Below are 22,820 nucleotides of genomic sequence, written 5' to 3' on the forward strand. Positions count from 1 at the left end.
GGGGCTCAAGTTTACACGAAGCTATAGGGATCGATGTCCACGCCCACGCGTACGCCGGGCGGGTGGTTGAGGGCACCGAGCCATTGGCGGATCACGTCCTGCACATTGGCGCTGCGGCGTGCGTTGATCAGCAGGCGATAACGATAGCGACCGCGTAGCAGCGCCATCGGCGCAGGGGCAGGGCCGAGGATCTGGACGTCGTCGAGCATCGGGCGGGTGGCACCGATGCGGTTCGCCGCCTCGCGCGCTTCGGCATCGTCCTCGCTCGACACGATGATCGCGGCCCAGCGGCCGAAGGGCGGGGCACCGGCATGGCGGCGCGCCTCGGTCTCCGCCTCGTAGAAGGCATCGCGGTCCCCGGCGGCGAGCGCGGCGATCACGGCGGCTTCGGGGTGGCGCGTCTGGATTAGCACTTCGCCAGGCTTGGAGCCGCGCCCGGCGCGCCCCGCGACCTGCGCCACCTGTTGGTATGTTCGTTCCGCCGCGCGCAGGTCCCCGCCTTCAAGGCCGAGATCGGCATCGACCACGCCTACCAGCGTCAGCTCAGGGAAGTGGAAGCCCTTGGTGACGAGCTGCGTGCCCACGATCACGTCGATCGCGCCGCCTTCGGCCTGGGCGATGAATTCGGCAGCTTTCTCGGGCGAGTTGAGTGTATCCGAGGTGACCACCGCCACGCGCGCATCGGGGAGGATTTCCGCTACCTCGTCGGCAATGCGTTCCACGCCGGGGCCGCAGGCGACAAGGCAATCGCTTTCGCCGCATTCGGGGCAGGTGTCGGGCGGCGAAGTCTCCAGCCCGCAATGGTGGCAGGCGAGCCGTTGCGACAGGCGGTGTTCGACCAGCCAGGCGCTGCAATGCGGGCATTTGAAGCGGTATCCGCAATGGCGGCACAGGGTCAGCGGGGCGTAGCCGCGACGGTTGAGGAAGAGCAGCGATTGCTCGCCGCGCTCCAGCCGGTCCTTCAACGCCTCCACCAGCGGCGGGGCGAGCCAGTGCTGGCTGGGAGGCTTTTCCTTGGTGAGGTCGACCGTCTCGATCGTCGGCAATTGCGCGCCGCCGAAGCGGCTGGGCAGCACCAGCTTCTCGTAAATCCCCTGGTCGGCCATGGCGAGGCTTTCGAGCGCAGGCGTGGCGCTGGCGAGGATCACCGGGATCCTCTCGAAATGGGCGCGCATTACAGCCACATCGCGGGCATTGTAGCGCACGCCGTCGTCCTGCTTGAAGCTCACTTCATGCGCTTCGTCCACCACGATCAGGCCGAGATTAGCGTAGGGCAGGAACAGGGCCGAGCGCGCGCCCACCACCACCTGCGCCTCGCCACTCGATATCGCGCGCCAGGCGCGACGGCGCTCGGTGCTCTTCAATGAGCTGTGCCACAGGACAGGAGCTGTGCCGAAGCGGTCCTCGAAACGCTTGAGGAACGCCTCGGTCAACGCGATTTCGGGCAGCAGGACGAGGACCTGCCGATCCTCCTCAATCGCGGCGGCGATGGCTTCGAAATAGGTTTCGGTCTTGCCAGACCCGGTCACCCCGTCGAGCAGGAAGGGCGCAAAGTCATGCGCCTTTACGGCCGCGACAAAGCGATCCGCCGCCTCGCGCTGGTCATCGCTTAGCCTGGGCTCGTCGAAATCCGCTCGGGCGCGGGGGTAGGGGCGGTCGCAATCGACCTCCACCGGCTCCAGCACGCCCTGGTTGACGAGGCCGCGCAGCACGCCTTCGGAGACGCCCGCAATGCCCGCCAGCTCGCGAATGGTCGCCTGCTCGCCTTCCAGAGCCTCCATCGCCGCCTGCCGCTGCGGCGTCATGCGTTCGGGCATGCCGCCGGTCAGGCGGTATTCGGTCATGGTGGCCGGACCCTTCAGCGCGCCGCCGCTGGTTATGACCATTCGCGCCACCGCCGCCATGGAGGCGCAGTAATAGTCTGCCGTCCATTCGATCAGCCGCATCAGCTCCGGCTTCAGCGGGGGGACAGGTAGCAATCCTATAAGCGGACGCAGCTTGGCGTCGGGCACCGTTTCGCTGGGCATGCGTTCAGGATCCCAAACGATGCCAATGATTTGCCGCGGTCCGAGCGGGGCAACCACGACCGATCCGGCTTGCACTTCCATGCCATCGGGGACACGGTAGTCCAACGGGCCGAGAGCGGCGTTGAAGATGAGCAGGCGGGCGCGTTGCATGGGTCTGCCGAGTGATATGGGCGGGGCAGGGCCCCTCCCGCAAGCGGGTTAGAGGAGAAAATTGGATGACAGTTCTGGATAAGCGCATGGGCCGTCGCACTCTGCTGGGCGGAATGGCCGGGGCGAGCGTGCTGGCGCTGCCGGGTTGTACCACCATGGGTGGTTTCAGCTTCGTCGATGCGATCCGCGAGCTGCTCTATCTCTCCTCGACACGCGCTTTCGCCCGCCTGACCTCCGAGGGCGGCTATTGGGATGAGGGCGTGGGCCAGCTCGGTCTTGACGGTTTCCTCGGCAATCGCGGCAATATCCTCGCCTCGATCCTCACCTCCGCCCTGTTCCGCGATCGGTTGGAAGATGCCTTTGCCGGTATCGCCGCCGATGCCTCCGACCGGGCGGCGCCCATGGTTGCCGATGCGGTGCGGGTGATCGGGATCGACAATGCGCTAGCGCTGGTGCGCGGCGGGCCCACCGCGGCAACCGAATTCCTGCGCGGGAACATGGGCAATGCACTAGTCGAGGCGATGGTGCCCGAGGTCGGTCAGGCCATGCGCGTGGCACGAGAGCCGTTGGTAGGCCAGCTGCTTGGCCAACTGACCGGCGTGGACGTGGCCAATGTCACCAACACCTTCTCCAACACGGTCAACAACGTGATCTGGCAGGAAATCGGGGTGGAGGAAGCCGCCATCCGCCGCGATCCGCGATCGACAAACAATCCGCTGCTGATCGGCGTCTTTGCAGGGTCCGATTTGCTCTGAGGGCTGCAGGACGGGGTTTCGCCGGGTCCCCTGCGCACCTATAGCCGTGGGCGATGGCCAACGAATCCCCACTTGATCGCTTCAAGCTTGCCCTGACCGGCGCCGCCCGCGCCATTGGCCGCGATGCCGAGGCGGAGGTGAACTGGACTGCGGAAGCCCCCAGCCTGCAGGGCCACACATTGCGCGTGCCCATGCCGGGCCGCGCCCTGCCAGCCGACCAGGCACGCGAGGCACGCGGCTTTGCCGACAGTTTCGCGCTCAAGATGCGCCATCACAACTCGGCGCTGCATGCCCGCAATGCACCGGCCGAACCCGATGCCCGCGCTTGTTACGACGTGGTGGAAAATGTTCGCTACGAAGCGTTGGGATCGAACAATTTTGCGGGTATGCGCAGCAATCTCGACGCCTCGCAGGCGCTGCGCATCGCTGCCGATCCGATCACCCGTGCCGAACGGCGCGAGGACGTGCCGATCCCCTCCGCCCTGGCGCTACTGTTGCGCGAGAAGCTGACCGGCCAGCCCGTGCCCGCCGACGCCGAAAAGGGCGTGGACATGGTGCGCGAGTGGATCGAGGAGAAGGCGGGCGAAGATTTCGAACGCCTCGCCCTCTCGCTCGATGACCAGAAGGCCTTCCAGTCGCTCTCGCTCGACATGCTGCGCAATCTCGAACTCGTCCGCTCCGAGGAGGAGCCGGAGGATGCCGAGGACGATGCCGGCGAGGATGAGGACGGCGAGGAGGAGAGCGAGAAGGACGGCGACGACGACCAGATCGACCAGGACAGCCAGCAGCAGCAAATCGCCGGGGAACAGTCCGAGGGCGAGGGCGAGTCCGAAGAGACGCAGGAAGTCGAACAAGAAACCGAGATGACCGAGGGCGAGCCCGGCGACGATGGCGAGGAGGGCATGATGCCCGTCCGCCCGAACCGCCCGTGGACGGACTTGCCCGATTCCTTCGATTACAAGGCCTTCACCACGTCTTTTGACGAAGTGGTCGAAGCGCAGGACCTGTGCGATTACGAGGAGCTGGACCGGCTGCGCGCTTATCTCGACAGCCAGCTGGCGGGCCTTGCGGGCGTGGTGACGCGCCTTGCCAACCGCCTCCAGCGCCGGCTGATGGCGCAGCAGAACCGCAGCTGGGATTTTGACCAGGAAGAAGGCATGCTCGATGCCGCGCGGCTCGCTCGGGTGGTCGTCAGCCCCGGTCACTCGCTCTCTTACAAGATCGAACGGGATATCGAGTTCAAGGACACGGTCGTCACCATGCTGATCGACAATTCGGGCAGTATGCGCGGACGTCCGATCTCCATCGCCGCGATTAGCGCGGATATCCTCTCGCGCACGCTGGAGCGTTGCGGCGTGAAGGTGGAAATCCTCGGCTTTACCACGCGTGCCTGGAAAGGCGGGCAGAGCCGCGAGCGCTGGCTGGCCGACGGCAAGCCGGCCCATCCCGGACGCCTCAACGACCTTCGCCACATCATCTATAAAAAGGCGGACGAGCCGATGCGCCGTGCGCGCCGCAACCTTGGCCTGATGATGCGCGAGGGGCTGCTGAAGGAAAATATCGACGGCGAGGCGCTGCTCTGGGCGCATGAGCGCCTGCTCGCCCGCCCGGAAGACCGCCGCATCCTGATGGTGATTTCCGACGGCGCGCCAGTCGATGACGCGACGCTAAGCGTCAACAATGCGGGCTATCTCGAAACGCACCTTCGGAAGGTGATCGAATGGATCGAGAAGCAATCGCCCGTCCAGCTCGTCGCCATCGGAATCGGCCACGACGTGACCCGCTACTACAAGCGCGCGGTGACGATCATGGATGCTGAACAACTGGGCGGCACGATTATTGAACAGCTCGCCGATCTTTTCGAGATCGAGTAGATAAATCAGCTAGGTAGGACCCCTGCGTTGACGCCGTACCGCAAGACGGCGCAGAAAGCGGAAAAGGGTCGATATGCAATACATTACCGTAGCTGAACGGTCGGAATCCGTATTCACGCTGTGCGACGACGCACTCCCGAAGCGCGAGTTTCGTCGGCGGGTGGAGGACGTTCTGCGCTACCTCACCAACCGGCTGGGACGGATCGCCTTCGTCCAGGTCGGCGCGAATGACGGCGCCGGCGATGACATGGTCAACGCCTTCGTCAAGACCGGCAGGTGGCACGGTATCCTTGTGGAGCCGCTTCCCGGTGCGATGGCTTCGCTACAGCAGGAATATGCCGGGCTCCCAAGGCTGCATTTCGAGCAACTGGCGATCTGGCCGGACGACAACCCGCCAGCCTTCTGGCAGGTGAACGGGGCGAGCGTGCTCAGCTCCTTCTCGCGTGAGGCGATCATGATGCATGCGGCCAAGTACGAGGACCTTGCCGCCATGCTGGAGCCGATCGAGGTGCAGACCGAACGGCTCGGGGGCTTGTGCAATCGCCACGGGGTCATTCCCGAAGTGATCGCCATGGATTGCGAGGGGAATGACGACGTCGTGCTGTCGACCTTCGACCTCGCCGCGAACCGGGTGCCGGTGATCCTGTTCGAGCACGTCTTCCTCTCGTCCGAACGCTCCGCCGCCTTGCGCGACCGGCTGGAAGGGTTGGGCTACCGGCTGCTCTTCGACCGCCACGATTGCCTGGCAGTACAGCCTGCCGCGCTTCCGCCATTGTCGGAGTGATCGTCAGGAGGTAGCTCCTGCTTGCGAGGGGAAGCTCGACGTTCCCCGGCAGGGAGGATCCTGATGCGCAGCCTATTCGCACTTCTGTTGGCCGCCGCCGTTATCGTCGGCGGCTGGTATGCTGCCTCGCCATGGCTGGCGATGAAGGGCATTGTCGATGCGGCCGAGGAGGGGGACCTCGAGGCGCTGGATGAGCGGGTCGATTTCGAGCGCCTGCAGGCGGAGGCGAATACACGGATTTCCGCGCAGATTGCCGAGCGGACCGAAGATGGCGGCGTGCTCGCGCAAATCGGCGGGGCGATTGCCGGCGAGATTGCCGAAAGCGCGGTGGGCAATGCGCTGACGCCGCGCGGGATCGCGAATGTCGTCACCATGGGCTCGATCGCGTCTGCATGGGATCAGTAGCGTCTGCCTTCGTGCCCGAACGCTTTCGCGGGCAGGAGCTGGAATGGGATGTCGAGCGTGAGGGGCTCAATAGCTTCAGCGGCGTCTCCATCTGGGAAGACGGCAGTGCAGGGCCGGTGATGCGCTTCGAGCGGGACGGGATCGGCTGGGACCTCGTGGGCGTGGACCTCGTTGGCGTGGATCGGGCCGAATTCTGATGCTCCGCGCTTGACCGCCAGCGGCGAATGCCGCCAAAGGCTGCGCGCATGTCCGCTCTCAAGCTCTTCAACTCGCTGACCCGGAAGATCGAAACCTTCCACCCCGTCCATGATGGCGAGGCGCGCGTCTATACTTGCGGGCCGACGGTCTACAATTACCCGCATATCGGCAATATGCGCGCCTATGTCTTCGCGGACCTTCTGGGCCGGACGCTGAGCTGGAAGGGCTTCAAGCTCACCCATGTCATCAACATCACCGATGTCGGGCACCTGACCGACGATGCTGATGCGGGCGAGGACAAGATGGAGAAGATGGCTGCCGAACGCGCGCAGTCGATCTGGGACATCGCGAAGCATTACACCGAGGCCTATTGGGCCGATGTAAAGGCGCTGAACATCCGCCAGCCGGCGCATTGGTCGGTGGCGACGGATTACATTGAAGAGATGCTGGAGTTCGCGAAGTCGATCGCGGACAAGCATTGCTACGAGCTCGATAGCGGCCTCTATTTCGACGTCTCGACCGTTGAGGATTACGGGCGGCTGGCCCGTGCCGTTACCGAGGAAGGAGAGGGCCGGATCGAGACGGTCGAGGGTAAGCGCAACGCGGCGGACTTCGCGATCTGGCGCAAGACTCCGCCGGGCGAAAAGCGGCAGATGGAATGGGATTCTCTCTGGGGCAAGGGCGCGCCCGGCTGGCATCTCGAATGCAGCGTGATGAGCGGCAAGCTGCTGGGCTTTCCCTTCGATATCCATACCGGCGGCATCGACCATCGCGAGATCCACCACCCAAACGAGATTGCGCAAAACCAGGCTTTCTGCGGCTGTGGCGGCCTTGGCGAGGCGGCCAATTCCGGCGCGCGCATCTGGATGCACAACAACTTCCTGGTCGAACGAAGCGGCAAGATGTCGAAGAGCGCGGGCGAGTTCCTGCGCCTGCAGCTGCTGATCGACAAGGGCTACCACCCGCTAGCCTACCGCATGATGTGCCTGCAGGCGCATTACCGCAGCGAGCTGGAGTTCAGCTGGGAGGGCCTCGAAGCGGCACTGACGCGGCTCAAGCGGGTGCTGATCGGGGTCGAGAAGGCGAGAGCGCAGGTCGAAACCCTCCCAGCCGAGCCCGAAGGCGGCTGGACGCTGGAAGACGCGCATGGCGATATTGGCGGCCAGTTGCTGCCGCTGCTCGCCCGCTTTGACGAGGCGATGGCGGACGATCTCAATTCCCCGCAAGCCCTCACTGTGTTCGAGGAATTGCTGGCGATGAAGAAGGTCGATCCGGAACACAAATTGCAGGCGCTGGCGGCGATGGACGCGGTGCTGGGGCTGGGCGTGCTGGAGCTGGAACGCGCCGACCTTCGCGTGCGACCCAAGACCGCGACCATCACCGAGGCCGAGATCGAGGATGCGCTCGCCCGCCGGAAGGAAGCCCGCGCGGCGAAGGATTTCGCGACTTCCGATGCCTTGCGCGACGAGCTTGCCGCGAAGGGCGTCGAGGTGATGGATGGCGATCCGCTCGGTTGGGAATGGCAGCTTTGACCAAGGCCGTCCTTCCCGCTCGCCTGCGCCCGCTGTTCGAAACGCAGGTGCCCGAAGCGATCGAGCCGCTGTGGTGGGAGACCGGCGAGCAGCTGGTGGCGCTTGCGCCAGAGGCGGAGATCGGCTGGTTCGACATGTTCGACAAGGCCGCGCCGCTCGAAGCGCTCCGCCGCGCCAAGAACCTCAAATGGCTCAACACCATCTTTGCCGGCGTCGACTGGATGCCGCTGGATGACCTTGCCGCGCGCGGAGTCACGCTGACCAACGGATCGGGCATCAATGCCAATGTGGTGGCAGAATTCACGCTGATGGCGATGCTCGCCTTCGCCCGCAATCATGCCGATATCGTGCGCTGCGCCGACCGCCATGAATGGCGTGCGCCGCATCCGGGCCGCGCGCGCGAGCTGGCGGGAAGCAAGGTGCTGGTGATGGGCTATGGCGCGATCGGCCAGCGGGTCGGGCACCTCCTCCAAGCCTTCGATGCCGAGGTCACGCCGATGCGCCGCTCTGCTGCCGAAGGCGCGCTGGGACCGGATGAATGGCAGGCGCGGATCGGCGAGTTCGACTGGGTGGTGCTTGCCATGCCCGGCACGGAGGAAACGCGCGGGATGATCTCCGCCGAAGTGATCGCCGCGATGAAACCCGATGCAGTGCTGGTGAATGTCGCGCGCGCCGATATCGTCGATCAGGATGCGCTGATCGGCGCGCTGCACGGAGGCAGGCTGGGCGGGGCGATCCTCGACCTCACCGATCCCGAGCCACTGCCGCCAAGCCACCCGCTATGGGATGCGCCGGGCGCGCATATCACCATGCATGCAGCCGGCCTGCCGACAAAGTCCAACCAGGCAATGGCGGCCAAGCGTTTCCTCGAAAACTGCGCCCGCTGGAAACGCGGCGAACCACTGATCAGCGCGGTGGATCTCGCGCGCGGCTATTAGTTCCTGACTCGACCGGGCGGCTCTGGTAAGGCTCCGCGCCAGGGCAACAGCCCGTGGTCGCAAAATCACCCGTGAAAGGTCCTTTGGGGAAGGGGCCTGCGGGCGCGTGGGGGGAATTGCGATCATGGCCGAATCCGGCAAGCAGAAAGCTTCGGACCTGTTCATCCAGTGCCTGGAGGAAGAGGGCTGCGAATATATCTTCGGCGTGCCGGGGGAAGAAAATCTCGACTTCCTCGATTCGCTTTCCCGTTCAGACAAGATCAGGCTGATCCTGACCCGGCATGAGCAGGGCGCGGGCTTCATGGCGGCGACCTATGGGCGTCACACGGGGAAGACGGGCGTCTGCATCGCGACGCTTGGGCCGGGCGCGACCAATTTCGTGACCGCTGCGGCCTATGCGCAATTGGGCGGCATGCCGATGATGATGATCACCGGGCAGAAGCCGATCAAGAAATCGAAGCAGGGCCGCTTCCAGATCCTCGACGTGGTCGCGATGATGGACCCGATCACGAAATACACGCACCAGCTGGCGGCGGGCGACAATATCCCCAGCCGCGTGCGAGAGGCCTATCGCCTTGCCGAGGAGGAAAAGCCCGGCGCGGTCCATCTCGAACTGCCCGAGGATATTGCCGACGAGCATACCGATGCGAAGCCGATCCCGCGCTCGACAGCGCGCCGTCCCTCTGCCGAGCCCAAGGCGGTGCGGCAGGCGGTGGAAGCGATCGAGAAGGCCAAGGCGCCGATCCTCGTCATCGGCGCGGGCGCCAACCGCAAGATGACCGGGCGCATGCTCCTCCAGTTCGTTGAGAAGACCGGCATCCCCTTCCTCACCACGCAGATGGGCAAGGGCGTGATCGACGAGCGGCACCCGCTCTTCCTCGGCTGTGCCGCCCTATCCGCTGGAGACTTCGTCCACCGCGCGGTGGAGGATGCCGATTGCATCATCAATGTCGGCCATGACGTGATCGAAAAGCCGCCTTTCTTCATGAAAGCGGGCGGGCCTTGCGTAATCCATGTCTCGACCAAGACGGCGGAAGTAGATCCGGTCTATTTCCCGCAGATCGAGGTGATCGGCGACATCGCCAATGCCATCTGGCAGATCAAGGAAGACATCGCCCCGAACCGGTCATGGAATTTCGACCACATGCTCGCCTATCGCAAGGCGGAGGTCGCGCATACGGAGGGCCTCGCCGCAGACGGGCGCTTCCCGATCTTCCCGCCGCATCTCGTTGCGCAGGTGCGCGAGACGATGCCGCATGACGGGATCATCTGCCTCGACAATGGCGTCTACAAGATCTGGTTCGCGCGCGGCTACACCGCCTACCTTCCCAACACCGTGCTGCTCGACAATGCGCTCGCCACCATGGGCGCGGGGCTGCCCAGCGCGATGATGAGCGCCATGCTCTATCCCGACCGCAAGGTGATGGCGATCTGCGGCGATGGCGGCTTCATGATGAACGACCAGGAGATGGAGACTGCGGTTCGCCTCGGCCTCAACCTGACCGTGCTGATCCTGCGCGACGATGCATACGGCATGATCCGCTGGAAGCAGGCCAATATGGGCTTTGCGGATTTCGGCCTCACCTATGGCAATCCCGATTTCGTGAAGTTTGCGGAGAGCTTCGGGGCGCATGGGCACCGGGTGGAAAGTAGCGATCATTTGCGCGAGGTTCTTGCCCATTGCCGCGATACACCAGGCGTGCATCTTATTGATTGTCCGGTTGATTATTCGGAGAACGACCAGATCCTGAATGTCGATATCAAGCGGCTTTCCAAGGAGCTATAAGATAGCTCGTCACCCCCGCGCAGGCGGGGGTCCAGCTGGATTCCCGCCTTCGCGGGAATGACGAAGAGGAGAATCCGTTGGTCAAGCTGAAAGACACCTACCCGCTCTACCTCAACAACAAGGCGGTGCAGCCCAACACCGATCTTGCGGTGACGGACAAATATACCGGCGAAGTCGCCTTCCGCACCGCGCTCGCGACGCCCGACGTGATTGAGGAGGCGATTGCCGGGGCTGCGCGCGCGGCGGAGCCGATGGCGCGGCTTGCAAGCTATGAGAAACAGGATGTGCTCAACCACTGCGTGTCGCGGTTCAAGGAGCGGCAGGAGGAGCTGGCCTATGCATTGTGCATCGAGGCGGGCAAGCCGATCAAGGATGCGGAAGGCGAAGTCAGCCGCCTGATCGACACGTTCCGCATCGCGGCCGAGGAAGCGGTGCGCAATTATGGCGAGGTCCAGCCGCTCGATATCTCCGCGCGCGCCAAGGGTTATATGGGCATGTGGAAGCGCGTGCCGATCGGGCCGTGCAGCTTCATCTCGCCCTTCAACTTCCCGCTCAACCTCGCCGCGCACAAGATCGCGCCGGCCATCGCGGTGGGCTGCCCCTTCGTGATGAAGCCCGCCAGCATGACACCGCTGGGCGCGATCATCATGGGCGAGGTGCTGGCGGAGTGCGATATCCTGCCCGAAGGTGCCTTCTCGATCCTGCCCGCCAGCCGCGACGGGGCGGATCTGTTCACCACCGACGAGCGGCTGAAGCTATTGAGTTTCACCGGCTCGCCCGGCGTGGGCTGGGCGCTGAAGGCCAAGGCGGGGAAGAAGCCCGTCGTGCTCGAACTGGGCGGCAATGCGGCGGTGGTCGTGGACAAGGATGCCGATCTCGACCACGCGGTGGAGCGGATCATTTTCGGTGCCTTCTACCAGAGCGGGCAGAGCTGCATCGGCGTGCAGCGGATCATCATTCACGCCGATATTTATGACCGGTTCAAGGACATGCTCGTCGCGAAGACGAAGACGCTGAAGGCTGGCGATCCCAAGGACCGCGAGACCTTCATCGGCCCGATGATCTCCGTGAAAGAGGCGCAGCGCCTCAAAGGCTGGATCGACGATGCGGTAGCGGCGGGTGCCAAGCTGCTCTGCGGCGGCGGGCTGGAAGGCGCGATGCTGGAGGCGACGCTGCTCGAGGGCGTAGGGCGCGAATGCGATGCCAGCAAGGAGGAGGCTTTCGGCCCGCTCGCGAACCTGTCGAAGTTCTCCGATTGGGACGAGGCGCTGGAGCAGGTGAACGACAGCAAGTTCGGCCTGCAGGCGGGCATCTTCACAAGCGACATCCACAAGGTGCTGGAGGCGTGGGACGTGCTCGACGTGGGCGGCGTGGTGGTGAACGATGTGTCGTCCTACCGCGTGGACAATATGCCCTATGGCGGCGTGAAAGATTCAGGCCTCGGCCGTGAAGGCATCCGCTTCGCCATGGAGGATATGAGCGAGATCCGGAACCTGGTGATCAGGAGGGTCTAGGGGCTTTCGTCATTGCGAGGAGGCCCGAACATGTTTCGGGCGACGCGGCAATCCAGGGCGGTCGGTTACTGCCCTGGATTGCGTCGCTTCGCTCGCAATGACGGGGAGGGTCGTCACCCCTCTTCCAGCAGCAGCAGTTCGCAGCGGACCTGCAACCGGGGCGGCTCCATCCGGTGATCGACTTCCGTCACCGCCGCATCGGCCACGATATGGCCGGGAATGGAGAATTCGTGTTCGGGCAGGAAGGCGATGAAGCATTCGCCCGCCGCGATCGCGTCACTGCCTTCGAACAGCATGTCCACTTGGTGGCGGGTACCCGCGAAGGTGATGCTGGCCCAGCTACGCTCACTGTGGCGCGCCACGCGGCCGCGCCCTTCGCCCAGCTGTTTCAGCGTATCGAGCAGCTTCTCACCCAGCGTGCGGCGACGGCGTTTGCGCGCGGGCGGCGCCGCGTCGGCAGCCGGCGTTTGCGGAGGGACAGGGGCTGATTTGACCTCAATAAGCATGCGTACGCTCCCGATATTCGTTCATGAAATGTTCCACCTTTTTTTCCATCGTAGTGCGCGGCGTACGGCCATTCCGCAGGTCCAGCACGAAGCGCGGGTCCTTGGTGGCCAGGCGGCCGAACTTGGTTGCTGGCATTCCTGTTCGGCGCAGGAAAACTTCGATTTTTCGGATCAGCACTGCGACTCCTCTCTGATCTCTATTCGGTGGTTCGGACGGCGACTCGTCCGATGTCCAATTGCTGTCCCACGAAATCCTACTTGTCTAGGAAAAATCCTTCACCTATAGGAATTTTGGTAAGCATACGGAGGTGAACTGCGATGGATCCGCGCCAGAGACTGTCAGAGCTGGTTCGCGAAAAGGGGACGAGTCTCGCCTCGCTCTCGCGTATGTTGGGGCGTAACACCACGTATTTGCAGCAATATATCTCCAAGGGGAGTCCGCGTAAGCTGGAGGAGGATGATCGGCGAAAGCTGGCGCGATTCTTCGGGGTGCCGGAGACCGAACTCGGTGCATCGCAGGAAAAATCCTATGAAGCGGAGCGCGACTGGGTCGAAGTGCCCCGCCTTTCGGTTGAGGCATCAGCCGGGCCGGGGGCTTCCAATGCGGCAGAGCAAGCCTTCGATTCCTTCCGCTTCTCGCGCCGCTGGCTACGTGAGCAGGGCTTGCGGCCGGGAAGCCTTTCCGCTGTGCGCGTCATCGGCGATTCGATGGAACCATTGCTGCGCGAAGGCGACGATCTCCTCGTCGACATGAGCGACAGGCCGTTCCGGGACGGCATCTTCGTCGTGCGGCTCGACGACAGCCTGCTGGTCAAGCGTGTCACCTCGCAGGGTGGGGGGCGTTTCTCGCTGCTCAGCCAGAACCTCTCCTACCCGCCGCTATCCGTGCAGGGGGAGCAGATCGAGCTGGTCGGCCGCGTCGTGTGGAAGAGCGGGAAGTTGTAATTGCGGCACGGCATGGCCACACAGGGGATATGACCGCCGCCACCGAAGCGCCGCTGCGCGCCGCCATAATTCCCGTCACCGCTTTCGAGCAGAATTGCTCACTCGTCTGGTGCTCGAAGACCAAGCGCGGCGCGCTGGTCGATCCGGGCGGCGATCTCGACAAGCTGAAGGATGCCATCGCGCGCTCGGGCGTCACGGTGGAAAAGATCCTGCTCACCCACGGCCATGCCGATCATTGCGGGCAGGCTGGCATGCTGGCCAAGGAACTCGGCCTGCCGATCGAAGGGCCGCATGAGGATGACCGCTTCTGGATCAGCCGGCTGGAGGATGACGGCCCGCGCTTCCAGATGCATTGCGAGATCTTCGAACCCGACCGCTGGCTGAAGGATGGCGACACCGTCTCCTTCGGCGAGGTGGAGATGGAAGTGATCCATTGCCCCGGCCACACGCCCGGCCATGTCGTCTTCTTCCATCGCCCGACCAAGTTCGCTTTCGTCGGTGACGTGCTTTTCGCAGGGTCGATCGGCCGCACCGACTTTCCGATGGGGAACCATCAGGACCTGCTCGATGCGATCACCGGCAAGCTCTGGCCGCTGGGAGACGAGGTTACCTTCGTCCCCGGCCACGGCCAGCCGAGCACTTTCGGCCAGGAGCGCAAGACCAACGCCTTCGTCAGCGACGCGGCATTGGCCCGCGGCTGAGCCTGATTATACAGCCCGGAAGGCCACCAGCACGGCCGCGATCGCCCAGCCGAGCATGATCGGCAGCGTCAGTACCATGCCGATCATGCGCGGCCGCGACACTTCCTCGCTATCCATGCCGATGCCATGAAGCACGCGGCCGATGAGGAAGGCGAGGGCGGACAGGCCCAGCGTCCAGCCGCCCAGGCCGCCCATTTCCAGCAGACCGATCAGGATCAGCGCCAGCGGCGTGTATTCGACGAAATTGGCCTGTGCGCGCATGCGCCGCATCAGCAGCGGGCTGCCACCATCGCCATGGACGATCTTCTCTTTGCCGCGCACTGACCCGCAGCGCGCGGAAAGCCAGATGGCGATCAGCGTGGCTGCTGCTGCCGAAAGCAGCGTGATATGCAATTCGTGCATGCTTATCCTTCCCTCATGTCCTGTGCGGTTGATAGAGGCGGAGAACATGGCTTGCAACGGATCGAGAATCCTCTATAGCGCGCGCCTTCGCCGCATCCTTTGGCACCCGATGCCGCGCTTGCGCGGTGGCGGTGCTTGCCCTAGGGCGGCTACCAACAATTTTGATCTCAAGGAACAGGTGCCGCAATGGCTGTCCCTAAAAGAAAAGTTTCGCCGCATCGTCGTGGCAATCGTCGGGCCCATGATTCGCTGAAGGTGGAGGCATTCCATGAATGCTCCAACTGCGGCGAGTTGAAGCGTCCGCATAATCTGTGCACGGCGTGCGGTCATTATAATGGCCGCCAGGTTCTCGAGCCCAAGGGCCTTTAAGCCTAAAGTTCTGGGGGATTTGCGCTTATGAGCCTGCCGCGTATCGCTATCGATGCGATGGGCGGCGATGAAGGCGTGCGCGTGATGATCTCGGGCGCGGCGCTTGCTCGCCGTCGTCATGAGCAATTCAAGTTCCTGCTGGTGGGTGACGAGGCGCGGATCAAGGCCGCGCTGGCAGAGCACCCCGGCATGGCAGGCGCATCCGAAATCCTGCATTGCGAGGATGTCGTCGGCGGCGAAGAGCGGCCGACGCAGGCCTTGCGCCGCGCCAAGACCACCAGCATGGGCCTTGCCATCAACGCCGTGAAAACCGGCGATTGCGGCGCTGCGGTCAGTGCCGGCAATACTGGCGCGCTGATGGCCATGAGCAAGCTGGCCCTGCGCACCATGCCCGGAATCGACCGGCCCGCGCTGGCGGCGCTGATCCCCTCTCTTGGGGACAATGACGTTGTCATGCTCGACCTTGGCGCGAATACCGAATGCGATGCCCGCAACCTGGTACAATTTGCCATCATGGGCGCTGCTTATTCGCGCATCGTCACCGGCAAGGACGCACCGCGTGTACGGCTGCTCAATATCGGTACCGAGGACATCAAGGGCACCGGAGACATTCAGGATGCCGCAGCCTTGCTGCGTGAGGCGACCGGCCTGTCGATGCAGTTCGAGGGCTTCGTCGAGGCCGACAAGATCAGCCGCGGCGAAGTGGATGTCGTCGTGACCGACGGCTTCTCCGGCAATATCGCGCTGAAGGCGATCGAGGGATCGGCGCGCTTCGTGACCGACCTGCTCAAGAATGCCTTTGCCAGTTCGCTGCGCTCCAAGATCGGCTTCCTGGTTTCGCGCCCGGCGACCGAGCTGTTGAAGCACCATCTCGATCCCAACAACCACAATGGCGGGGTATTCCTCGGCCTTAACGGTGTGGTGGTGAAGTCGCATGGCAGCGCCAATATGCAGGGTGTGGCCAATGCGGTGGAAGTCACCGCCCGGCTGCTGGAGGAAGACCTGACCGACCGCATTGTCGCGGACCTGGCCGAACTGGGCGAGGATCGCCTGCGCGACAATGGAGCCGCGGCCAAGTGATCCGTTCCGTCTTCAAGGGCTGCGGATCGGCGCTGCCGGCCAATTGCGTCAGCAATGACGAGCTCGCAAAGCGCGTCGACACCAGCGACGAGTGGATCCGCGAACGCACCGGCATTACCCAGCGCTATATCGCCGGAGAGGGCGAGACGACGGCGACGCTGGCGACCGAGGCCGCGCGCCGCGCGTTGGAAGATGCGGGCATGACGATTGGCGAGATCGACCTGATTGTGCTCGCTACTGCTACGCCTGACGTCACTTTCCCCGCCACCGCCACCATCGTGCAGAAGGAACTGGGCGGCGCGGGCTTCCCTGCTTTCGACGTGGCCGCAGTGTGCTCCGGCTTCCTTTATGCGCTGGGCACCGCTGACTCGATGATCCGCTCGGGCATGAGCAAGAACGCGCTGGTGATCGGTGCCGAGACCATGAGCCGCATTCTCGACTGGGAAGACCGGGCAACCTGCGTGCTGTTCGGCGATGGCGCCGGTGCCTTCGTCATCAGTGCCGAGGATCTGCCCGACGACAGCGACAAAGGCGTGCTCGCCACACAGCTGCATGCCGATGGGGAGCACAAGGACCTGCTCTATGTCGATGGCGGGCCGTCCTCCACCGGTACTGTCGGCCATTTGCGGATGCGGGGGCGCGAGGTGTTCCGTCATGCGGTGACAAATCTTGCGCAGGTTCTCTCTGATGTGATTGAAAAGGCGGGGTTTACTGCCACGCAGGTCGATTGGGTGGTGCCGCATCAGGCCAATCTGCGCATCCTCGATGCAACCGCGCGAAAGCTGGGCCTGCCGATGGACAAGGTGGTGGTGACGGTGGACAAGCACGCCAACACTTCTGCTGCCTCGGTGCCCCTGGCCTTCGACGTCGCCTGGCGCGACGGGCGCATCAAGCGTGGAGACCTTGTGCTGCTGGAGGCTATGGGCGGCGGCTTCACCTGGGGCGCCAGCCTGTTGCGCGTATAGGATAATTCGGGGGGTTTGTGCCCGCCGTAACCTTGCCAAGTGCCGGACAAAGCTGCATTGTTGCGGCGGGTCGCGCTTGAAAAGGAGAAGGGACGCATGGATTCGATGCGATCCGTCGGAACGCTGACCCGCGCCGATCTTGCTGAAACGATCAATCGCAAAATGGGATTTCCCCGCTCGGAAAGCCTCGACCTCGTCGAAGCGATCCTGGCCAAGATGTGCGACGCCATGGCCGATGGCGAGAATGTGAAGATTTCCGGCTTCGGCAGCTTCGTATTGCGCGACAAGAAGGAGCGTATCGGCCGCAATCCCAAGACCGGCGTCGAAGTGCCGATCACGCCGCGCCGCGTGATGACTTTTCGCGCGAGCCAGAAGCTGAAAGACAGGATCGCCAAGGCATCGTGACAAAAATGACCCCCGCATTTCCATTCGACGACGGCAAGGATGCCGATGCCATGCGCACTATCGGCGAAGTGGCGCGGGGGCTGGGCATCAAGCAGCACATCCTGCGCTATTGGGAGCAGCAGTTTCCGATGCTGCAGCCGCTGAAGCGCAGCGGCGGCAGGCGGCTCTACCGCCCGTCGGATGTGGAGCTGGTCGCGCGGATCGACGCGCTGATCAATCGCGAAGGCTACACGCTGAAGGGCGCAAAGCAGGTGCTGCAATCGGCGGGCTCGGCTGGGGCCGAGCCTGCTGCGCGCGAAGCTTCGCCAGCTCCAGCGCAAGCAGTGGGCAAGGGGCTGGACATCCTCCCTCAGCTCAAGGCTTTGCGCGCGCGCCTGTCGGCCGCGATCGAAGCGGCCTGATCGAACGGAATACCGTACTTTGGGAATATAGGGGCAGCCCGCCGCCGCTTCGTCAATTCACGCGTTCGGGCCCCAGTTCGGGATCGAGGTCGCGTGGGCGGGCAAAGTGGACGAGCTTGCCGCAGCCCGGTTCGCAATCGGCCCAGTCATCGATATCGAGCTCGAACACGGCGAAGGCGGCGGTGGGGAATTTCTCCATCACCTCTTCGAACAGCGCGTTTTCCTTTTCCGCCGGGACCAGCTGAAGTGCCAGTTCCTGCAGGCCGGGATTATGTGCCGCCAGCAGCAACGCGCGGGCATCGCCGCCATGTTCACGCAGCAGGCGGATCAGCGTGGCCGCATCGCCCATATAGGCATCGGTGGCATAGGTGATCGGCAGGCCCAGGCCCGATGCCTCCAGCGTGCATTTCACCCGCTCGGCGGGACTGGCGACGATCGCGTCCCACTTCACACCGTGATCGCTGATATGCGCGCCCATCAGGCCGGCGCCCTTGCGCCCACGATCGTTCAGGCCGCGGTCGAAATCGCGCAGCGACAGATCGTCCCAATCCGACTTCGCATGTCTGAGCAGGCCGAGCAGTTTCACCGCGTGTTATTCTCCCTGCGCCCCAAGCGCGTCCCTTTCATTTATCACAACACCGGCAGCGACGCGATGTAAAGCCTCCTCCAGCGTCAATCGTGTGACAGGCGTGCCCGCCGGGAAGGCGGAGAGCAGGCGCGAGGGGAAGGCGGGGGACAGTACGATGAAGTGGCCGCTATCCTGCTTGCTGCGGATCAGCCGCCCGAAGGCCTGTGCCAGACGCGCGCGGATGATGCGGTCGTCATAGGTGGAGCCACCGCCTGCCGCACGGCGGGCGCGGTGGAGGATGCTCGGCTTAGGCCAGGGCACCTGCTCCATCACCACGCAGCGCAGCGAATGGCCGGGCACGTCCACCCCGTCGCGCAAGGCATCGGTGCCGAGCAGGCTCGCATGCGGATCGTCGCGGAAGATATCCACCAGCGTGCCGGTATCGATCGGATCGACATGCTGGGCGAAGAGCGGCAGCCCAGCGCGCGCCAGCCGGTCGGCAATGCGGCCATGCACTGCGCGCAGGCGGCGGATCGCCGTGAACAGGCCCAGTACGCCGCCGCCCGATGCCTCGACAATGCGGGCATAGGCTCCCGCGAGGCCGGCGAGGTCGCCCTTCTTCACATCGGTGACGATCAGCACCTCGGCACGGGAGGCGTAATCGAAGGGGCTTTCGGCCTGCACCTTCTGCGGCGCCGTATCGATATAGGCCGCGCCGGATCGCGCGATGGCGCTGTTCCAGTCCTCACCCTCAGTCCCACGGTCGCAGAGCGTGGCGCTGGTCAGCATCACGCCATGCGCGCCTTCGAGCACGGTCTGCGCAAATGGCTTCATCGGGTCGAGGAAATGGCGGTGGATGCCGATATCATATTCGCGTGCGTCGGAGCGGTCGACCGCCAGCCAATCGACGAAATCGGGATTGGCCGGGCCGCCGAGCCGCTCCAGCAAAGCCTCCCACGCCGCGAGCATCTCGATCCGCCAGGCGAGCGAATGACGCGCCCCTTCCAGCCGCGCGCGGCCCTGAGAATCGAGCCAGTCGGGCGCATCCTCCTGCACCGCTTCCAGCCGGACGCCGAGGCGGATGAGCGGCTGGCGAATCTCGGCCAGCGCCATGGCGGCCGCCTGTGCACGTTCGACGAAATCGCCTTCGAGCTGTGCGGCCTCGGTCTCGATGCCATAGCCTGCTTCCTGCCCTCCGCTTTCATCGCGCGCATAGGTGAGCGACCGGACCGCTGCGAGCAATTCCTCAACCGGACCTGAGGGTTCGCCATCGGCCAGCCTTTGCAGCCAGCCGCCGCCAGGCAAAGCCTCCGCCGCATGGCAAGCCGCGGAAATTGCCTTGCCGCCTTGTTCATCATAGCTCGACACATCCGCGAGCCGCGCGGCGAGGCCCCTTCGGCGGCCCTTCGACCCGCGTTCTGGTCCCAGTAGCCAGCGCTTCAATTCGATCGCCTCCATACCGGTCAGCGCGGCGGAGAAAGTCGAATCGGCGGCCTCGAAAACGTGGTGGCCTTCGTCGAAAATGATGCGGGCGGGGCGCTGCGCATGGTCGCGTCCGCGCGCGGCATTGACCATCACCAGCGCATGGTTGGCGATGACGAGGTCTGCCTGCGCGCTGGCGCGGCTTGCATGTTCGATGAAGCATTTGCGGTAATGCGGGCAGCCGGCATAGACGCATTCGCCGCGCTGATCGGTCAGCGAACGGATAGCACGGCTGCGGAACAAGGTGCCGAGCCAGCCGGGCAGGTCGCCACCGATCATGTCGCCATCGCGGCTATAGGCGGCCCAGCGCGCCACCAGCTGCGCCAGTACCGCCGCGCGCCCGCCGAATCCGCCTTGCAAGGCGTCTTCCAGATTGAGCAGGCAGAGATAGTTCTCGCGCCCCTTGCGGATTACCACCGGGCGCGAGCCGTCGGGCCGTTCCTCCGGCCAGGCGCGTGCGCTTTCGCTGCGCAGCTGGCGTTGCAGGTTCTTGGTAAAGGTGGAGACCCAGACCGTGCCGCCCGAAGCCTTGGCCCAGAGCGAGGCGGGGGCAAGGTAGCCGAGCGTCTTGCCGATGCCCGTGCCCGCCTGCGCCAGCAGCATATGCGGCGCCTCCCGCCGCGTGCGCGGGGCGAAGATGCCTGCCACCGCACTGGAGTAATCGCGCTGGCCCTGCCGTTTTTCGGCGCCTTCGCCGGTCAGCCGCGCCAGCTGCGCCTGCACATCGCCATCATCGAGCGTGACTTGCGCGGGCTGGGGCCGCTCGCCGCTTTCTTCCCATTCGGGCAGGCGGGAGAACAGCCACTTCTCCGCCCGTTCCGGCTGGCGGATATGCGGCGCGATCACGCCCGCCCATGGCCAGCGCAGCCGGGCGAGCGATTGCAGTGCGCTCCACGCGCCCTCACGCTCGGGCCACTCGGGGCTTTCGCAGGTTTCCAGCAATGCGCCCGCAGCCTCCTGCAGGAAGCGCGGCACGTCATCGCCATCGGCTGGCTCCTCCAACCCCAACGCATGGGCGAGGCCCTTGGCGGTGGGCACGCAGAAGCGCGCCGGGTGGACGAAGGCGAACAGCTCCAGCAGGTCGAGGCCCGAGAGGTCGGGGTAGCCGAGCCGCGTCGCCACCAGCGGCGCGTTGACCATCAGCAGCGGCGTATCGGCCGCGGCCATTACCGCCTCTCCCTTGCCCAGCGCGCGGGTGGCGCCATTGGCGGCGCGCAGCCAGCATCCGGCATGGCTGGCATGGAGCGCGGGAAGAGGTAGTGCGGGCATGAGCGGGACCATGGGCAGCGCGGAACGAAAAGTAAACGCGCGGTGCCGGCTCATCCCAAACGAAAGGGGCGGCACCCTGCGGCACCGCCCCTTTTCAATATTGGCGCGGCGGGATCAGGTGCGGGGCACGCAGCTCCAGCTGTCCGGATCATTGGCATCGCCTTCGCCTTCGAAGCGGGCGACATTGGGCCATGCACAATGCGGGCGGGTGATCGAGCCATCCAGCTTGGAGCCGATCAGCCGTTCGGGGGCGGTGCCGCTTTCCACCCAGTCATCCATGGCGGCGACATAATCGACCATGTCCGCGCCGGGGCCGCCCGCGCAATGGCCCACTCCGGGCAGGGTGAAATAGCGGAACTGGCTGGCGGCGGCGGGATTCCCGCTCATGACCGCTTCGGCATATTCGTTCGATCCGACCGGGCTGGGACCGGGATCGCTCTCGCCATGCCACAGCATCAGCCGTCCGCCATTGGCGAAGAACTCGCTGAGGTCGGCATTCTTCGCCTCATACATTTCCGCGAAGTCGCTACCACGCACGCCGAGGTAGTTGGCATCGTTGAAGTTGCCGAGCTTGACGCGGTTGTTCTCGCCGAAGAACAGCGGGAACAGGTTGGCGAGCCCGCCGCCGCCGGTGGGATCGTTGCCGGTCCCGTCAGTGCCGACGAAGAAGGCCCAGCCGGCCTCTCCACCCCTGCGCATCGGGTGCATCATCCAGCTGCCGTCCGAAGCGCGGCGGCCGTCATAGGCGGCCTGCATCGCGGTGACCTGGCCGCTGGAAAGGCAGGAGGCGTCCTTCGCGCCCTCGCATTGCAGGCTGGCAGGCTCCCAGCTGCAGGAGGCGGGATCGTTGACGATGCCATCCGCCAGCCCGTCCGCCGCGTCGCACAGCGCGAGGACGCTGGTCTGCACCAACTGCAGGTCTTCGGGAGTGAAACCGCCCGCACCGCCATTGGCGGCAAAGGTCTGGTTGCGGAAGACGGCGCTGGTCTGCACCTGCAAGGTATAAACGGGCGCGCCGGCTATGATCGCGTCGTAATCGGTCGGGTATCGCTGCGCTTCCATCAGCGCCATGCGGCCACCGGTGGAGCAGCCCTGGAAATAGGCGCGCTGGTGCGCCTGCCCGTAATGTGCATTGGCGAGCGCCTTGCCCGCAACGGTCATTTCGTGGATCGCGCGGTGCGAGAAGTCGGTCGCGCTTTCGGGCCGCTCGGCCACCCAGCTATTGTTCCAGACGTCGGTGCCGGCATTGCCGCCATCGGTCTGCATCGTGGCATAGCCCTTGGAGAGGCCGTCCGATGCCGATTGCAGCGTGATATTGCCGGCCCAGCCGCCACCACCCAGGCCCAGCAGCTTGCCGTTCCAGGCCTCGGGCAGGCGATAAACCACGCCGATGGTGGAGCCTTCCGCCGGGCTCAGCGTGGCGGAGACTTCGCAGAAGGCAGGCAGCTCCTCGGTCGCTTCCACCCAGTTGGTGGAGGCCCCTTCCACGCCCAGCACCGACACGTCGATCGCGGCGCAATCCTCGGCGCCAGCCATCGCCACGGCGGGAGTGTCTTCGCTGGAATTGCAGGCCGCAAGTGCAAGCGCCGTCAGGCTGACGGCAGCAAGTTTCCTCATCATCTTCTCTCCCCAAAATGAGTTTCGGCGCGGACGCTAGCTTGAGGCATGGGGGCTGCCAACCGTCTTGTGGCGGCGCCCGGCGGCGGCAAGGCATGGGCTTAGATTAAATTCACATTAAGTTGCCGCTTTGGCCCGCTCCCGCGC

Annotated in this window: 23 protein-coding genes; 16 read left to right on the top strand and 7 right to left on the bottom strand. The window is 64.6% G+C overall.

All coding sequences use genetic code 11. The annotated features are described in order from the left end of the window. Positions 1-11: 11 nt before the first annotated feature. On the bottom strand, positions 12-2,177 hold the full coding sequence (locus tag E5222_RS05265; RefSeq protein WP_136692642.1) for a primosomal protein N': 2,166 nt from the start codon (positions 2,175-2,177) through the stop codon (positions 12-14). A gap of 65 nt (positions 2,178-2,242) precedes the next feature. Between E5222_RS05265 and E5222_RS05270 the strand changes: the two genes are divergently transcribed. The 9 genes from E5222_RS05270 to E5222_RS05310 all read left to right on the top strand — a co-directional run bounded on the left by E5222_RS05270 (position 2,243) and on the right by E5222_RS05310 (position 11,963). Beyond that, positions 2,243-2,932 carry a DUF4197 domain-containing protein gene (locus E5222_RS05270; protein WP_136692643.1) on the top strand — a complete coding sequence of 230 codons (690 nt, stop codon included), beginning with the start codon at positions 2,243-2,245 and terminating at the stop codon, positions 2,930-2,932. Between the two features lie 53 nt (positions 2,933-2,985). Next, positions 2,986-4,806, top strand: coding sequence for a cobaltochelatase subunit CobT (gene cobT, locus E5222_RS05275; protein WP_136692644.1), 1,821 nt, complete (start codon positions 2,986-2,988; stop codon positions 4,804-4,806). Between the two features lie 73 nt (positions 4,807-4,879). Further along, positions 4,880-5,590 (top strand): FkbM family methyltransferase, encoded by a 711-nt coding sequence (locus E5222_RS05280; protein WP_136692645.1) that lies wholly within the window; start codon positions 4,880-4,882, stop codon positions 5,588-5,590. 63 nt (positions 5,591-5,653) lie between these two features. After that, positions 5,654-5,995, top strand: coding sequence for a DUF2939 domain-containing protein (locus E5222_RS05285; RefSeq protein ID WP_136692646.1), 342 nt, complete (start codon positions 5,654-5,656; stop codon positions 5,993-5,995). Continuing rightward, entirely contained in the window at positions 5,983-6,192 is a 210-nt protein-coding gene (locus tag E5222_RS05290) for a hypothetical protein (protein WP_136692647.1), read from the top strand. Before E5222_RS05285 ends, E5222_RS05290 begins: the two co-directional genes overlap by 13 nt. Before the next feature lie 48 nt (positions 6,193-6,240). Beyond that, positions 6,241-7,725 carry a cysteine--tRNA ligase gene (gene cysS, locus E5222_RS05295; RefSeq protein WP_136692648.1) on the top strand — a complete coding sequence of 495 codons (1,485 nt, stop codon included), beginning with the start codon at positions 6,241-6,243 and terminating at the stop codon, positions 7,723-7,725. Beyond that, positions 7,713-8,663: a D-2-hydroxyacid dehydrogenase gene (locus tag E5222_RS05300; protein ID WP_342773165.1), complete on the top strand. Its 951-nt coding sequence runs from the start codon at positions 7,713-7,715 to the stop codon at positions 8,661-8,663. Before cysS ends, E5222_RS05300 begins: the two co-directional genes overlap by 13 nt. Before the next feature lie 124 nt (positions 8,664-8,787). Continuing rightward, the gene (locus E5222_RS05305) at positions 8,788-10,449 is read left to right on the top strand and encodes an acetolactate synthase large subunit (protein WP_136692650.1); all 1,662 of its coding nucleotides are present in this window, start codon (positions 8,788-8,790) and stop codon (positions 10,447-10,449) included. Positions 10,450-10,526: 77 nt separating this feature from the next. Further along, entirely contained in the window at positions 10,527-11,963 is a 1,437-nt protein-coding gene (locus E5222_RS05310; RefSeq protein ID WP_136692651.1) for an aldehyde dehydrogenase family protein, read from the top strand. Positions 11,964-12,076: 113 nt separating this feature from the next. On the opposite strand, the gene E5222_RS05315 is transcribed toward E5222_RS05310, so the two are convergent. Together E5222_RS05315 and E5222_RS05320 are read right to left on the bottom strand one after the other, a co-directional pair. Further along, on the bottom strand, positions 12,077-12,469 hold the full coding sequence (locus tag E5222_RS05315; protein ID WP_169053492.1) for a hypothetical protein: 393 nt from the start codon (positions 12,467-12,469) through the stop codon (positions 12,077-12,079). Further along, positions 12,459-12,647: a hypothetical protein gene (locus E5222_RS05320; protein ID WP_136692652.1), complete on the bottom strand. Its 189-nt coding sequence runs from the start codon at positions 12,645-12,647 to the stop codon at positions 12,459-12,461. The genes E5222_RS05315 and E5222_RS05320 overlap by 11 nt, the downstream gene beginning before the upstream one ends. A gap of 140 nt (positions 12,648-12,787) precedes the next feature. Here E5222_RS05320 and E5222_RS05325 point away from each other — a divergent pair, with 140 nt between their 5' ends. After that, on the top strand, positions 12,788-13,414 hold the full coding sequence (locus E5222_RS05325; protein ID WP_136692653.1) for a S24 family peptidase: 627 nt from the start codon (positions 12,788-12,790) through the stop codon (positions 13,412-13,414). Positions 13,415-13,443: 29 nt separating this feature from the next. Continuing rightward, on the top strand, positions 13,444-14,115 hold the full coding sequence (locus E5222_RS05330; protein ID WP_281276736.1) for an MBL fold metallo-hydrolase: 672 nt from the start codon (positions 13,444-13,446) through the stop codon (positions 14,113-14,115). Positions 14,116-14,121: 6 nt separating this feature from the next. On the opposite strand, the gene E5222_RS05335 is transcribed toward E5222_RS05330, so the two are convergent. After that, the gene (locus E5222_RS05335; protein ID WP_136692654.1) at positions 14,122-14,517 is read right to left on the bottom strand and encodes an MAPEG family protein; all 396 of its coding nucleotides are present in this window, start codon (positions 14,515-14,517) and stop codon (positions 14,122-14,124) included. Between the two features lie 186 nt (positions 14,518-14,703). Here E5222_RS05335 and rpmF point away from each other — a divergent pair, with 186 nt between their 5' ends. From rpmF to E5222_RS05360, 5 genes are all read left to right on the top strand, one after another. Next, entirely contained in the window at positions 14,704-14,886 is a 183-nt protein-coding gene (rpmF, locus tag E5222_RS05340) for a 50S ribosomal protein L32 (protein ID WP_136692655.1), read from the top strand. Positions 14,887-14,913: 27 nt separating this feature from the next. Continuing rightward, the gene (plsX, locus tag E5222_RS05345; protein WP_136692656.1) at positions 14,914-15,966 is read left to right on the top strand and encodes a phosphate acyltransferase PlsX; all 1,053 of its coding nucleotides are present in this window, start codon (positions 14,914-14,916) and stop codon (positions 15,964-15,966) included. Then, complete coding sequence (locus E5222_RS05350) at positions 15,963-16,931, top strand: beta-ketoacyl-ACP synthase III (RefSeq protein WP_136692657.1); 969 nt, start codon at positions 15,963-15,965, stop codon at positions 16,929-16,931. The genes plsX and E5222_RS05350 overlap by 4 nt, the downstream gene beginning before the upstream one ends. Before the next feature lie 105 nt (positions 16,932-17,036). Beyond that, positions 17,037-17,336 carry an integration host factor subunit alpha gene (locus E5222_RS05355; RefSeq protein ID WP_169053511.1) on the top strand — a complete coding sequence of 100 codons (300 nt, stop codon included), beginning with the start codon at positions 17,037-17,039 and terminating at the stop codon, positions 17,334-17,336. Positions 17,337-17,341: 5 nt separating this feature from the next. After that, the gene (locus tag E5222_RS05360; RefSeq protein ID WP_136692944.1) at positions 17,342-17,737 is read left to right on the top strand and encodes a MerR family transcriptional regulator; all 396 of its coding nucleotides are present in this window, start codon (positions 17,342-17,344) and stop codon (positions 17,735-17,737) included. 52 nt (positions 17,738-17,789) lie between these two features. Here E5222_RS05360 and E5222_RS05365 read toward each other — a convergent pair whose 3' ends face one another. The 3 genes from E5222_RS05365 to E5222_RS05375 form a co-directional block, all read right to left on the bottom strand. Next, the gene (locus E5222_RS05365; protein ID WP_136692658.1) at positions 17,790-18,323 is read right to left on the bottom strand and encodes a SixA phosphatase family protein; all 534 of its coding nucleotides are present in this window, start codon (positions 18,321-18,323) and stop codon (positions 17,790-17,792) included. 6 nt (positions 18,324-18,329) lie between these two features. Further along, a complete protein-coding gene (locus E5222_RS05370; protein WP_136692659.1) occupies positions 18,330-21,056 on the bottom strand; it encodes an ATP-dependent DNA helicase in 2,727 nt (908 codons plus the stop codon). A 114-nt stretch (positions 21,057-21,170) separates the two neighbouring features. Next, complete coding sequence (locus E5222_RS05375) at positions 21,171-22,673, bottom strand: tannase/feruloyl esterase family alpha/beta hydrolase (RefSeq protein WP_169053493.1); 1,503 nt, start codon at positions 22,671-22,673, stop codon at positions 21,171-21,173. Positions 22,674-22,820 lie beyond the last annotated feature (147 nt).

The sequence above is a fragment of the Alteraurantiacibacter aquimixticola genome (assembly GCF_004965515.1).
Taxonomy (GTDB): Bacteria; Pseudomonadota; Alphaproteobacteria; order Sphingomonadales; family Sphingomonadaceae; genus Alteraurantiacibacter; species Alteraurantiacibacter aquimixticola.

Excerpts from the sequence above, each read along its gene's own strand:
- E5222_RS05265 (WP_136692642.1), bottom strand. The coding sequence starts at position 2,177 with ATGCAACGCGCCCGCCTGCTCATCTTCAACGCCGCTCTCGGCCCGTTG.
- E5222_RS05270 (WP_136692643.1), top strand. The coding sequence starts at position 2,243 with ATGACAGTTCTGGATAAGCGCATGGGCCGTCGCACTCTGCTGGGCGGA.
- cobT (WP_136692644.1), top strand. The coding sequence starts at position 2,986 with ATGGCCAACGAATCCCCACTTGATCGCTTCAAGCTTGCCCTGACCGGC.
- E5222_RS05280 (WP_136692645.1), top strand. The coding sequence starts at position 4,880 with ATGCAATACATTACCGTAGCTGAACGGTCGGAATCCGTATTCACGCTG.
- E5222_RS05285 (WP_136692646.1), top strand. The coding sequence starts at position 5,654 with ATGCGCAGCCTATTCGCACTTCTGTTGGCCGCCGCCGTTATCGTCGGC.
- E5222_RS05290 (WP_136692647.1), top strand. The coding sequence starts at position 5,983 with ATGGGATCAGTAGCGTCTGCCTTCGTGCCCGAACGCTTTCGCGGGCAG.
- cysS (WP_136692648.1), top strand. The coding sequence starts at position 6,241 with ATGTCCGCTCTCAAGCTCTTCAACTCGCTGACCCGGAAGATCGAAACC.
- E5222_RS05300 (WP_342773165.1), top strand. The coding sequence starts at position 7,713 with ATGGCAGCTTTGACCAAGGCCGTCCTTCCCGCTCGCCTGCGCCCGCTG.
- E5222_RS05305 (WP_136692650.1), top strand. The coding sequence starts at position 8,788 with ATGGCCGAATCCGGCAAGCAGAAAGCTTCGGACCTGTTCATCCAGTGC.
- E5222_RS05315 (WP_169053492.1), bottom strand. The coding sequence starts at position 12,469 with ATGCTTATTGAGGTCAAATCAGCCCCTGTCCCTCCGCAAACGCCGGCT.
- E5222_RS05325 (WP_136692653.1), top strand. The coding sequence starts at position 12,788 with ATGGATCCGCGCCAGAGACTGTCAGAGCTGGTTCGCGAAAAGGGGACG.
- E5222_RS05330 (WP_281276736.1), top strand. The coding sequence starts at position 13,444 with ATGACCGCCGCCACCGAAGCGCCGCTGCGCGCCGCCATAATTCCCGTC.
- E5222_RS05335 (WP_136692654.1), bottom strand. The coding sequence starts at position 14,517 with ATGCACGAATTGCATATCACGCTGCTTTCGGCAGCAGCAGCCACGCTG.
- rpmF (WP_136692655.1), top strand. The coding sequence starts at position 14,704 with ATGGCTGTCCCTAAAAGAAAAGTTTCGCCGCATCGTCGTGGCAATCGT.
- plsX (WP_136692656.1), top strand. The coding sequence starts at position 14,914 with ATGAGCCTGCCGCGTATCGCTATCGATGCGATGGGCGGCGATGAAGGC.
- E5222_RS05355 (WP_169053511.1), top strand. The coding sequence starts at position 17,037 with ATGCGATCCGTCGGAACGCTGACCCGCGCCGATCTTGCTGAAACGATC.
- E5222_RS05360 (WP_136692944.1), top strand. The coding sequence starts at position 17,342 with ATGACCCCCGCATTTCCATTCGACGACGGCAAGGATGCCGATGCCATG.
- E5222_RS05370 (WP_136692659.1), bottom strand. The coding sequence starts at position 21,056 with ATGCCCGCACTACCTCTTCCCGCGCTCCATGCCAGCCATGCCGGATGC.
- E5222_RS05375 (WP_169053493.1), bottom strand. The coding sequence starts at position 22,673 with ATGAGGAAACTTGCTGCCGTCAGCCTGACGGCGCTTGCACTTGCGGCC.